Annotated in this window: 9 protein-coding genes; all 9 read right to left on the bottom strand. The window is 43.1% G+C overall.

Annotated features, from left to right (window positions below; translation table 11 throughout):
* Positions 1-155 precede the first annotated feature (155 nt).
* Positions 156-1,706 carry an ABC-F family ATP-binding cassette domain-containing protein gene (locus tag ACIFSR_RS17965; protein ID WP_339202673.1) on the bottom strand — a complete coding sequence of 517 codons (1,551 nt, stop codon included), beginning with the start codon at positions 1,704-1,706 and terminating at the stop codon, positions 156-158.
* A gap of 86 nt (positions 1,707-1,792) precedes the next feature.
* A complete protein-coding gene (locus tag ACIFSR_RS17960) occupies positions 1,793-3,412 on the bottom strand; it encodes a serine/threonine protein kinase (protein ID WP_430058882.1) in 1,620 nt (539 codons plus the stop codon).
* Positions 3,413-3,559: 147 nt separating this feature from the next.
* Positions 3,560-4,591 carry a glycoside hydrolase family 88/105 protein gene (locus ACIFSR_RS17955; protein WP_430059341.1) on the bottom strand — a complete coding sequence of 344 codons (1,032 nt, stop codon included), beginning with the start codon at positions 4,589-4,591 and terminating at the stop codon, positions 3,560-3,562.
* Between the two features lie 35 nt (positions 4,592-4,626).
* Entirely contained in the window at positions 4,627-5,463 is an 837-nt protein-coding gene (locus tag ACIFSR_RS17950; protein ID WP_076265830.1) for a carbohydrate ABC transporter permease, read from the bottom strand.
* A 2-nt stretch (positions 5,464-5,465) separates the two neighbouring features.
* The gene (locus tag ACIFSR_RS17945; protein WP_076265829.1) at positions 5,466-6,365 is read right to left on the bottom strand and encodes a carbohydrate ABC transporter permease; all 900 of its coding nucleotides are present in this window, start codon (positions 6,363-6,365) and stop codon (positions 5,466-5,468) included.
* Positions 6,366-6,467: 102 nt separating this feature from the next.
* Positions 6,468-7,805, bottom strand: coding sequence for an ABC transporter substrate-binding protein (locus ACIFSR_RS17940; RefSeq protein ID WP_430058878.1), 1,338 nt, complete (start codon positions 7,803-7,805; stop codon positions 6,468-6,470).
* A 116-nt stretch (positions 7,806-7,921) separates the two neighbouring features.
* Positions 7,922-9,478: a response regulator transcription factor gene (locus tag ACIFSR_RS17935; protein WP_430058875.1), complete on the bottom strand. Its 1,557-nt coding sequence runs from the start codon at positions 9,476-9,478 to the stop codon at positions 7,922-7,924.
* Entirely contained in the window at positions 9,471-11,225 is a 1,755-nt protein-coding gene (locus tag ACIFSR_RS17930) for a sensor histidine kinase (RefSeq protein WP_430058872.1), read from the bottom strand. Before ACIFSR_RS17930 ends, ACIFSR_RS17935 begins: the two co-directional genes overlap by 8 nt.
* A 135-nt stretch (positions 11,226-11,360) precedes the next feature.
* The gene (locus tag ACIFSR_RS17925) at positions 11,361-12,377 is read right to left on the bottom strand and encodes an SAM-dependent methyltransferase (RefSeq protein WP_076265825.1); all 1,017 of its coding nucleotides are present in this window, start codon (positions 12,375-12,377) and stop codon (positions 11,361-11,363) included.
* Between the last annotated feature and the right edge of the window lie 250 nt (positions 12,378-12,627).

Here is a 12,627-nt window from a genome sequence, read left to right as displayed (position 1 = left end):
TCAACCATATCTTCTTCTATAAATACGGTTAAATTTATCATAATGAAGACCTATCACAAATGCAAGCAAGCCGATCTACAAGAAGAGTAGACCGGCAATTGCCACGGAAGGTGTTTATCTTCACGAAGATTAAGGATATTAAGCTAAAACCACTCCTAGTTTTGCATCGACCAGGCTTCTACATCCCATGTTTTGGTAGCCATATCCTCGTAAAATTCCGGTTCATGAGATACAAGCACGACAGTTCCTTTATAAGCCTTAAGAGCACGCTTCAATTCCGCTTTAGCCACAACGTCCAAATGGTTCGTCGGCTCATCGAACAGAATCCAGTTGCTCTCGCGCATCATAAGCTTGCATAGACGAACCTTCGCTTGCTCGCCGCCGCTGAGCTGGTTAAGCGAACGTGTAATATGTTCATTTTTCAAGCCACAGCGTGCAAGGGCACCCCGAACCTCTGATTGGGTCATGAAGGAGAACTCATCCCATACATCCTCAAGCGGCGTCATCGTCGGAGCTTTTGCTTCTTGCTCAAAGTAAGCAGGATTTAAATAATCGCCCAGATAGGTTTTGCCGTCAAGCGCTGGAATTACGCCTAAAATGGTTTTGAGTAGTGTAGATTTACCAACGCCGTTGCATCCTACGATAGCAATCTTATCACCACGTTCAATGACCATGTCCATTTTTGGCAGCAGAGGTTTATTGTAGCCAATGACCATGCCTTCTGCTTCAAATACAGTCTTACCGCTCGTTCTCGATTCTTTAAAGTTAAACGTTGGTTTTGCCGCTTCTTCCGGTTTATCAATACGATCAATACGATCAAGCTGCTTCTCACGGCTTTTGGCACGTCCTGATGTTGAAGCGCGTGCTTTGTTTTTCTGAATAAAATCCTCTTGCTTCTTAATAAAATCCTTTTGTTTCTCGTATGCATCGATGTGCTGCGCCTTGTTCAGATCAGCCATTTCAAGAAATTTATCATAATTGGCCGAATAGCGTGTCAGCTTCGTAAATTCAAGATGGTAAATCACGTTGACCACTTGATTCATAAAGCTCGTTTCATGTGAAATAAGAACAAACGCATGCGGGTAGTTTTTTAAATAGTTAGTTAGCCAATTGATATGCTCTTCATCCAAATAGTTCGTAGGCTCATCGAGCAGTAGAACACCTGGTTTTTCAAGAAGCAGCTTCGCTAGCAGTACCTTTGTCCGCTGACCGCCGCTAAGTGCAGTAACATCACGATCAAGTCCAATCGCATTCAGACCTAGCCCGTTTGCCATCTCATCTACTTTTACATCAATTAAATAGAAATCGCCGATCTCCAGCTCTTCCTGAATCTCACCCATACGTGTAAGCAGCTCATCTAATTTATCTGAATCTGCATCGCCCATTTGAGCTGCAATGTTATTTAGCTCTTCTTCCAATAGCAGCAAAGGTAAAAAAGCATCCTTCAGTACATCACGGATCGTTTTACCTGCTTCAAGCTTCGTATGTTGATCCAAGTAGCCGTAACGAACACGCGGTGTCCATTCGACCTTTCCTTCATCCTTCAACAGTTTGCCTGTTAAAATATTCATCAGTGTTGACTTGCCTGTACCATTCGCACCGACTAGGCCAACATGCTCTCCATCCAACAAACGGAAGGCAACATTTTTAAAAAGCACACGATCTCCGAACGTATGTGATAATTGCTCAACTGTTAACAAACTCATTTGTCTTTATCTCCATTCATATATGAACCATAGTTATAGCTTGTGAAATGTGTCGTTTTGCCCGTATCATTGTACCACAAAAATGGTCATTTTGTGTTCATTTCCTTATAAAGGAGCTGTAAAATGGGCGAAAGCGCATGATTTAATCGTTTATTTAAGCGCGATTCATCCGTTGCCCAGAGCCCTTTCCATTGCAAAGAAAGCAGCGTCTCTTCCGGAAGTCGCGGCACGATGGCTAATGGCTTGCCGGGAAATAAGGAAAGCCATTCATTCCGACCATGGTAGTTCAGATCCTTGTTGGCGATATAAAATAATTTTCCGCCTGTGGCTTTCATTTTTTGCTTCAAGTCCATTAGCAGCTTTAATTCGCTCGCTTGCCACTTAACCACAGCAGGATCACCAATTACAAATACGAAATGCGACTGCTTCAGCATGGATATAGCATTAGACTCCTTCCAACTGCCAGAGAAATCGATTAGCTGGTACATAGTTGGTGAAGTCCGAAGCATTTGTGCAAAAGCCATAGCATCATATTTAGCATCATCGGAGCTTAGTTCAGAATGAAATGAAAACCAATTTACTGCTAAATCATTATGTTTATAGTGGATATAACGTTTATCCTGTGTTAGCTGACCGGACTGTTCATAATTACTGATGCTTTTATGCCCAGATAACCATGCGTGCCATTCAGGCCTAGTATCGTCGTATTCGACTGCTGCTATAGAAGCGCCTTGCCTCCCAAGCAGGACTGCAAGTGCATGCGTCAAAAAGGTAGACCCTGCACCTGAGGATAAAGATAATAAGCCGATCAGCTTCTGATTTAATTGTGTAGAGGGTTTGCTTTTTAGTTTATTCCAGAACACCTTATTGTCGCTATCAGGCTCTACAAAAACCTCTAGCGCTTTCTCCGCTTCAGCTATAGTTGCATATCGATATTGGGGATCGGGTTGAAGTAAACGTTTTAGCACAAGCTTAAAGGCTTTCGGAACGTCTGGCTGCAAAGATGTAAATAAAGCAGAATCCGCTGTCCAGCCCGTTTTTTGATGATAAATACTTCCCTCACTAGCCATAAAATACAGCAGCGCACCGAGTCCATAAATGTCCGTTCGCTCATCGCTTTGCCCTGCTCCTGCTTGCTCCGGCGCTGCGAAGCCATACGTTCCAAGCTGAACGGTGTCTTTATCCTTGCCGGTAATATATTGGCGTGAAATACCAAAATCAATTAGCTTCACATTTCCTTTTTTGTCAATCATCACGTTTGAGGGCTTCAAATCACGATGAATAATTGGAGGCGTATGTTCATGCAAGTAACGAATCGCAGAGCACAGCTGTAATCCGATATCAATTATGTTTGTAAAGGTTAGCTGTGCTCCGTTTGAACGAAATAAATCTGTAATCGTGCAGCCTTCAATGTATTCCATTACCAGTGCTTCGAATTGCAGCTCATTCGGAGGGAAGTAGTCGACCATTAAAGGAAGCTGCGGATGCTCCAGCCTCATCATCATTTGTGCTTCTTCTGCATATTTCCGACCGCCTGGCAGCGGTGCAATGACTTTCATAGCTCTTCGTTTACTTGCGAGCTTCAAATCATCAGCGGCGTACACGACTCCCATCCCGCCTCGCCCAAGAATGCCGACAATCCGGTATCGATCCCCCACCACAGATCCCATTGCATATGGCGAAAATATCATTTCCGTACCTTCCATATCGATCCCTCCAGCATAAAATACGAACAAAAAAAGGCATCCCGACGCCGTTTGTAAGTTACAAACCGCATCAGGATGCCTTCCTGATAACCTATCTATTAGTGCTACTTTAACATAAATCTTAAACTTGAAACAAGATGCATTTCTTTAAAAAACACGTTTCTTGGAATTCAACAGCTCCGCCAAAAACGCAAGCACAAGTCCTTGCCCCCAGCCTTGTACACGTTTATGAGCCACTTCACGATAGCCCTGCAAATCATTCATAACTGCTGTGCCGGCTGATACATTCAGCACTGCGCCGTCCTCTGTAATTTGGCTCAAAACACCTTCGATCGAACGCTGAATGTATTTGTTGTATAAGGAACCAAATGCGAATAATCCAGTCGCAATTCCTGCTGAACCCGACGTTTCATAATAGGAGCTATCATCGTTTAAAACCGTGTGCCATAGCCCATTTTCGGATTGCATACGCACTAATGTACTAAGCTGATCTCGCATTGAGCCTTCAATTATCATAAATGAAGGATGCTGAACGGCTATATGCGGCAATGCCTTTGCCATTGTAAGAGCAGCCCAAGAGTTTCCACGTGCCCAGAAAATCGAGGACATATGATTTTGTGCAATATTGTCCCAGCCATGATAGTAAAGGTTCGAAACGGGATCTTGTAAAAAATGCTCATGACCGTGATACTGCTTCAGGCCATCTTCCAAATAATCGTTTCGCCCGAGCAAATGTCCCATACGCACGAGGAAATAACCCGCCATCATCATCGTATCCACCCACGCTTGCTCAGGAAAATTATACGTTTCTGAATTGACCGTGTGCTGGAAAATGCCATCTGCGAATCGTACCGCATCATTTTTTAAGTATTCGGCCATTTGAATGGCGACATCTAAATATTTTTGCTCGTCAGTTGCTTTGTACAATGAAATTAAAGCATGACCTATGGATACTCCATTGACAGATAGCTTCGGCAAGCCGTCTTCCAGCTTCTCATCAATCCATTCCTGCAAAAGCTGAATATAGCTTTCATTACCTGTTGCCTCGTACGCTTCCGCAACCCCATAGAAAGCAACGCCGCCTGGCCAATCCCAGCTAAAATCCATTCTGAATGTGCGATCTACAACACGATCTATAACGTCCTTAATATGATTTTCGTCAAATTGAAGCTGTGGCATTTCCATCTTCCTCTCCCCTATTTCATTTTGAATGTCTATTTCAAACCGCTGGTGCTGATACCTTCAACAATATACTTCTGGAATGCGAAGAAAATGGCGAGCACCGGTATAAGGCTGACGATTGACATTGCGAACATAGCGCCCCAGTTGGAGACGGTATCGCTGTCCAGAAACATTTTCAGACCCATCGACACAGGATACAAACTTGGACGATTCAAGTATAAAACCGGTCCGAGCAAGTCTTCCCAGCGCCAGTAAAACGAGAAAATTGAAGCGGTTGCCAGAGCTGGAACGACGAGCGGCAAAATAATTCGGAAAAACAAGCGGAACTTCCCGCAGCCATCGATCGTTGCTGCTTCGTCGAGCTCATTCGGAATGGTCCGGATGAACTGAATGAGTAAAAAGATAAAAAACGGAATGCCGAAATATTGCGGGATAACAATAGGTTTAATTGAGTTTAACCAATGGAGCTTCGCAAACAAAATATATTGCGGAACGAGTACAACATCATGGGGAAGCATGAGCGTAACCATCATGATTCCAAACCAAAACGTTTTCCCCACAAAATTAAGTCTTGCAAATCCAAAAGCGATAAATGCAGATGATAATACAGCTCCGATGGTAGAAATAACAACGATTTCTAGAGAATTCATAATAAAATTGCCGAATGACTGACCTGCTATGCCGACCCAGCCTATTTTATAATTTTCCCAAATCCAAGGCTGTGGTATAAGTGAATCAGCCGTTGCGAAGATGAGATTGCTTTGCTTAAATGAACTCATTAACAGCCATAACACCGGGTAAACCATGACTAACGCGAGCGCTGCGACAAATATGTGGTAGATCGGCCACTTCAGCTTTTTGAATGTCATGTTTAATGGCCACCTTTCGACTCGTAATGAACCCATTTTTTAGAGGTGTAGAACAAAATCCCTGTTAGGATAGCGATAATAATGAGCATTACCCACGCCATTGCTGAAGCAAATCCCATATCGAAATAAACGAATGCTTGACGGAACAAGTAAAGGGAATAAAGAAGTGTACCGTCTAACGGGCCGCCCTCGCCTTTTGAAATAATGTAAGCTGGAACGAAGGTCATAAATGCTCCGATGGTTTGCATGATCGTATTAAACAAAATGATCGGGCTGAGCATTGGCAAAGTAATTTTGAAGAAGCGAACGACTGGACCCGCTCCATCCACATTGGAAGCTTCGTACAATTCTGGCGGTATATTTTTGAGACCTGCTAGAAAAATAAGCATCGACGATCCAAATTGCCAAACGGACAATGTAATGAGCATCCACAGCGCCGCTGCAGGTTCAGCAAACCATCTCACGCTATCTAAACCGAGTGCATTCAGAAAAATGTTTATAACCCCTTCGTCGCCGTAAAGGTTGCGCCACATAATCGACACGGCAACGCTACCGCCAATAATCGAAGGAAGATAATAAACGGTCCGATATAACCCGATTGCTTTCGAGGCTGTATTCAAGATCATCGCAATAAATAATGCAAAGGCCAATCTAAGCGGTACACCGATAAATACGTATAAAAAAGTTACCTTTAGAGATGCCCAAAACTTCGAGTCATCAAAAAACATCGTCTGGTAATTCTCTAATCCGATAAAGGATGGTGTCGATAAGAGATCATAATCGGTAACCGAGAAATATAACGATGCGACAGCGGGTACTAAGGTGAACAATAAAAATCCGATAACAAATGGACCAATAAAGGTGTAGCCAACCAAGTTGTTTTTAAGTGATAGCGATTTCATCTTATCCAACTCCTATACGAAGTCTAGCGTGCCAAAGCATCTTTATTTATGAAAAAACGATGGTCGATCTAACGACCAACCATCGCTTCTACTGAAACAATATTACTTGTTTTTCTTAAGAATAGCGGTTGCTTCGTCTCTAAACTTCTTAGCTGCGTCTTCTGGTTTAATTTTGTTGTAGTTCATTTGCTCTGCAAGGCTTGTGAGCGATTTGAACACTTCTGCAGAACCGATTGGATCAGCTGGATCCATTGGAGAGCTGTTTGCTTCTGCCCAAGCTACATAGTCGTATACTTGGATTTGTGCTTCAGATGAAACCGCTTTTAACGCTTCTTTCACTTTAGAGGAAACAGGTACGCCACGATCGCCTAAAATCAATTTGTTAGCTTCGATATCATTTACGAAGAAGTTGATAAACTTAGCTGCTTCTTCTTTCACTTTCGAATTTTCCGATACGGAGAAGAACATACTTGGCTTAAGGAATAACCCTTTAGTCATGTTTGGACCAGCCATTGGAGCAATCGCTAGCGGACGGTTAGCCACTTGCTGCAATCCAACATATTGGTTCGACCATTGCCATACGCCAATGCCTTGGTTCAATACAAGGTGGCTGTCTTCTGCGCCTTTGATTTGAGCTAGAACGTCTGGTGACGGTACTGCGCCATCGATAACAAGTTTAGCTAGCATTCCGAAGAAATCGGTGAATAGTTGATCATCTTCGTAGCCTAGGCCGTTGCCTTCTGCGTTAAACAACGTTTTATCAAGTGTACGAAGGTAGTAGCCGAAGAACACTTCTGGACGCATACCGTTGTCGAAGAAAATTCCTGCTGCTTTTGCTTTTGCAGCCATTGCTACGTAATCATCCCAAGTGTAGTTTTCAGGAATGGAATCAATGCCTGCTTTTTTCAGTAGTGCTGGATCGTAGTTAAACCCAAGAGCATTTACACCAAGGTTCATACCGTATAGTCCATCGCCTAATTTACCGCCATCAATCGCGTTTTGGCTAATGTCACTTACGTCAATTTGATTGCCGATAAATGGAGTCAAATCAGCCAATTGTTTTCTGCCAGCGTATTGCGAATAGTTTTGCGTATCGATTTGGATGATATCAGGAAGCTCGTTTGCAGCTGCTTGAGGAGCAAGCTTTTTCCAGTAGTCATCATAGTTTGCATATTCCATTTCTATCGTTACATGCGGGTTTTTCGCTTTGTACATCTCAATGACTTTCATTGTGTAATCATGACGCGGCTGTCCGCCCCACCATGCGATACGAAGAGTGACCGGCTTTGCTTCTGCTGGCTCTTCTTTCACTTCGTTTGTTGATTTTGGTGCGTTGGTCGCATTTGTTGGTTTTTCATTGTTTGCGTTTCCGCCGCAAGCGCTTACGAGAACTAGTGCAAAAGCCATGAGCATCAAAAGCATTTTCTTTGGTGCTTTCATTGTGTTACGCCCCTTCCAGACTCTTTAATGTTGTTTACAAGCTTTATTATAGGGTGAATGTCGAATCGTCGGAATTAAAAAAACCGCTTTCTTTGTTAAAAAAACAGAGGTCGCCATTATGGCGACCTTTTGAATTCGGAAGGCGTGGACCCTGTATGTTTTTTGAAAACTTGACTAAAATATTGCGGATTATCGCCAAAACCAAATTTCTCAGCGAGTTCAAAAACCTTCACATCACCTGTTTTCTCGATCTCTTCCATCGCTCGCTCCATCCTTAACCGAACAACATAATTTGAAAATTTCTCTCCCATTTCCTTCTTAAATAGCTTGCCTACATAATCTGCGTTCATGTATAAGATCTCACTTGCTACCCAGTTGAGCGATAGATCAGGATTGGAAATATGTGCTTCAATTACTTGAATCATCTTCTGAATAATGGCGGAATGCTTATTGGTGTGGGTATGAAAGTTGTTCAAGCAGATTTGCTGCGCACATTCTGTGACGAATTGCTGTGTCGTTTTTAATGTTGTAAATTGATCAAATCCGGCAATCTTAGTTAAATATTCATTGATTTCTTCAGGTTTGCCTTGTCTAACGATAGATATGTAAAGCGGGATGACATAAGATTTCGAGAGATGCATGTCCATGCGGCTGTCGGCAAGCATATCAAAATAGTTTTGCAGCTCATGCTGAACAAACGCCCAGTCTCCTGATTTGACATGCATGCAAAGAGGCTCTTCATCATAGATAAAAGGCTTAAGTGCATTACCATCTCCTCTTTCAACATCCTTTTGCGTTATGATGCTTCCTTCGCCTAAATAAAATTGATAATTTAAGCATTCCAGCGTATCACGATACATTTTACGAGCATCGATAATTTGACCTGGATTGCTGACGGCCACTGTAGCATCCAATTTGTAATAGGAAGAAAACGTTTGCTTAATTTCATTCAATTGTGCAAATAAAACGTCTGTTTCGTTAATCTCTTTAATGAGCAACAGCACATGTTTTCCTATCGTCGTACTGAGAAGTACCGTCGGTTTGCCGAGGACATCCTGAGCGATATTTTTGACCGCAAACAGATGCTCAAATTCAAACACACCCTCTATTTGAAACAAAATCAACTGAACCTTTTCATTGTCTACTGTAATATGAAACAGGTTGCCATAATCATCCCAATCACGCTGGCCATATGTTTTATTGGTTACAAGCTCCTTAAGAAATTGCTCCTTCGCGTGAGGAAGCACCTTTGAAAGCTCTTTCTGGATATGAAGCATGAAGCTCTCTTGCGTTTGCTGTTGCCTCAGCTCTGTTATCACCTCGGTTAGTGCATCCGTAATCGTATTTTCATTGCATGGCTTAAGCAAATAGTGTTTCACTCCAAATTGCATCGCCGTGCGAGCATAATCAAACTCACTAAAGCCGGAAAGAAGAATAAAAACGATATGCGGGTAGTTTTCGTACACTTTTTCCACCAGCTGCAGCCCGTTCATGCCTGGCATTTTGATATCTGAGATGACGATATCCGGCATATGGCTCTCGATAAAGGCCAAAGCTTCAAGTCCATTGCGCGCCGTTCCTGCCAGTTCTGCCTCATATGCATTCCAGTTTACTGTACGCGATATGCCTTCTACGATGATTCGTTCATCATCCACCAACAAAACCTTATACATGGGAATCCCTCATTTCATAAGGAAGCATCAGCTTCACTTTGGTACCGCCGTTTGGCTTGCTTTCTACCATTAGGCCATATGCTTCGCCATACAGCAGCTTGATGCGGTCTTCGATATTTTTCAAGCCTAAACCGGAGCCTTTCGTCTGCACTTGTCCGCTTAACAGCTTTGTGACAAACTCTTCTTCCATTCCCGGCCCATTATCCTCCACTGAAATAAACCACAGCTCATTTTCCACATAGGCATGTATTTGTATTTTACAGGTGTCAATCATTTGTTCAAGGCCATAATTGATTGCATTCTCAACGAGCGGTTGAAGCGAAAGCTTCGGAATACTGCAGTTAAGCAGCCTGTCCGGGACGTCGATATAGAAATCAAGCCGTTCTTCAAAACGGTATTTCTGAATCGTGACATAGTGATTAATGATGTCCAGTTCCTTGCTAAGCGGGATGAGCGGCTCCTTCAAATTGATGGACGTTCTGAGCAAGGAGCCGAGCGCTTCAACCATCTGAGAAATATGTGTTTGGTTGCTTAGCTTGGCGGACCAGTTGATCGACTCTAATGTGTTGTACAAAAAGTGTGGATTAATTTGAGCTTGCAGCGCTTTAAATTCCGTATCGCGAATCGTAAGCTGCTTCACGTAATTTTCATGAATGAGCTCATTGATTCGTTCAATCATTATTCGGAAGTTTCGATGCATTTGACCAGCTTCATCCATTGCAAGCGCTCTCTCATTCGGCTCCTCGATATATTCAAAATTACCGAGCTGTACTCTTTTCATTTTAGCATTCAAGCGTTCAATAGGCTCAGTAATACCATTTGCGAAGCCAACTGCAATGAGGAGAATGACGATAAATAATATAGCAAAAATAATAATAATCGTATTTTTGACCTTCACGACACGGTCAAAGATGTCATCAAATGGGATCAGCGTATAATAAGTCCAATCGGTATAAGTTGACGCTATATAAGTAACAAAATATTGCTTACCTTCATAACGTATAACTTTGTAGCCCTCATTGCCAGGCAGCGAAGATAAGGACTCCATGGAAAAAGCGGACGCTTCAGGATACACCGCTTCATCGTTTTTCATAATGACCAGCTTCGCGTCGTTGCTGTTCATGCCTTTAGCAAGGTCTCTAAACAGTTTGTTCATATCGATGCGAAGCGCTAAAGTGCCAAGATAGTCTAAGCTCAGCTGCTCAAACGAACGCACCTCTCGCGCAGCAATTAAGGACTTATCGTTGCTGTAGGGGGCAATCCACGTATTTCCTCCCTTTTTCACCGCTGTTGCATTTTTGAACGCATCCAGACGGTCCTGGTAAATCGTTATCGAATTTGCACCAACCGCATATTCATTATCATTTACGTCATACAGCTGGGCGGAAAGCACGTATTTATCAAGCCCGCCGATATTGACCATTCGCTCTTTTACCGTTAATTGCACAACGTAGTTATCATAATCGGACAAACCGCTCTTGATGGATCTCAAATAATGCTGGATCGTAGAATCCGTTGAAAGCATAAAGGTAAGCTTCTCCATCTTTTTCAGCTCATTCTCGATACTGAGAGACGACAAACTGAGCGCTTTGGAAGATTGCTTATATATTTCCTGATCATAAAAATCAAAAGCGTATTGCTGAATAATGATAGCAAGCATAGCAACAACCAGCATGATGACTGATATCAACACAAACATTTTGTGTTTGATACGCAAATTCATATAAAGCGCTTTCAAGCTCTGCATTGGCCAAGTCTCCTTTAAGAGATTACAGCTATTATCGAATTATTATTGGTTAGAAGACATACTCATTCTTTGCTAGGATTGTATGCTAGATTTGAAAAAAGAGCGCCCTCCTATCAACAAGGGGGGCGACTCCTGTTATTTTTTGATCAAATAAAGTGTGATTTCTTCTCTGTTATGGAACAGCTGCTTAGCTTTTTGAAGCTTAAATTCTGTTGAAAGTCTTGAAATCACGTCTCGAATCGTTTGAAGCGGTTTCCGGTGCATCAGCTTAACTGTAATTATGGCAGTTGCACCCTTCGTTAGTGCAGGCTCAAGATCGAGAACGAGCTTACACATCATCATCGGACTCCAGCTCATATCACAGACTAGAAGCTGGAATGAATCGGGATTAAATTTCACTTCAGATGCATTGCGCTTTAAGTACGTTAACGTAGGATACGCCATTAGCGATGGATGCAATTCAGCAGGATCGATGGCTGTAACCCGCAGGCCGCGTTCAAGTAAAAGTGATGTCCAGCCGCCTGGCGCTGCGCCAACATCAAGGGCATTTTGAAACTGTGCGTAATTTAGGTTGAATTCACGTTCTGCTTCAAGCAGCTTAAATTTGGCACGTGAGACTTGTCCTTCTTCGCGTTGAAAACGAACGGCTCCGCCCGGCCAATCCGAGAGCATCTCCGATGGCGATCCAAAACCGACATATAGCTGATTAATCGCAGCATAGATCGCAATAATAACGTCTGGCTGCTGTACAACAGGTTCCGCGTCAATCTCTTCGAGTACCGCATCTATCACCGCTTTTGTATCAGCAGCCGAATACACAAACTCCGATTTCGACGTACGTCTAATATGAACGGCTACCCGTTTATTTTCCAAAGTTAATACAGCATTTCGAACCATGCTAGACAATTGTTCTAAATCATTCGCATTTCCTGTAATTTCAATCGTCCGATCCACCGGCTGCACATGGCGCAAAAAGATCGGCTCCTGCTGATGAATCGCTTGCAGCGTCTCTTCCCGTGTTAGCGGGCTCGTCATTAAAAACACTTCGCCTGCTGCTAGCTGTGTGAAGGCAACGCCCTCAATCAGCCTCCGAAGCTCCTCCATCGCATATGGTGCATAAGTTTGATTAGCTGTTCCGATCCATTGACTCACGTATGTTAAACCTCTTTCGTGTTATATTACCCTAGATCCCTAGAGGGATTTTTTTCACCCTTGCCCTCGAGGGTTTACTACCCTGAGCCCTAAACAATTAATACACCAACCCTACAAGCGTTTCGAACCCACCCAAACCCTCCCTTCCAAGGGAGGGCCCCAAGGGTTGCACCCTCTGGACACCCGCAACTCGACTAACGTTGGCGATAATCTGTGCTGGAATGTTTAGTTTACGGATGAGCGCTTTCGT

This window comes from Paenibacillus sp. NRS-1760, from assembly GCF_050467785.1.
Taxonomy (GTDB): Bacteria; Bacillota; Bacilli; order Paenibacillales; family Paenibacillaceae; genus Pristimantibacillus.
The sequence above is the reverse complement of the archived record's forward strand: the minus strand, read 5'-3'. Positions and strand labels throughout refer to the sequence as shown.

Excerpts from the sequence above, each read along its gene's own strand:
- ACIFSR_RS17930 (WP_430058872.1), bottom strand. The coding sequence starts at position 11,225 with ATGCAGAGCTTGAAAGCGCTTTATATGAATTTGCGTATCAAACACAAA.
- ACIFSR_RS17960 (WP_430058882.1), bottom strand. The coding sequence starts at position 3,412 with ATGGAAGGTACGGAAATGATATTTTCGCCATATGCAATGGGATCTGTG.
- ACIFSR_RS17965 (WP_339202673.1), bottom strand. The coding sequence starts at position 1,706 with ATGAGTTTGTTAACAGTTGAGCAATTATCACATACGTTCGGAGATCGT.
- ACIFSR_RS17945 (WP_076265829.1), bottom strand. The coding sequence starts at position 6,365 with ATGAAATCGCTATCACTTAAAAACAACTTGGTTGGCTACACCTTTATT.
- ACIFSR_RS17955 (WP_430059341.1), bottom strand. The coding sequence starts at position 4,591 with ATGCCACAGCTTCAATTTGACGAAAATCATATTAAGGACGTTATAGAT.
- ACIFSR_RS17940 (WP_430058878.1), bottom strand. The coding sequence starts at position 7,805 with ATGAAAGCACCAAAGAAAATGCTTTTGATGCTCATGGCTTTTGCACTA.
- ACIFSR_RS17935 (WP_430058875.1), bottom strand. The coding sequence starts at position 9,478 with ATGTATAAGGTTTTGTTGGTGGATGATGAACGAATCATCGTAGAAGGC.
- ACIFSR_RS17950 (WP_076265830.1), bottom strand. The coding sequence starts at position 5,463 with ATGACATTCAAAAAGCTGAAGTGGCCGATCTACCACATATTTGTCGCA.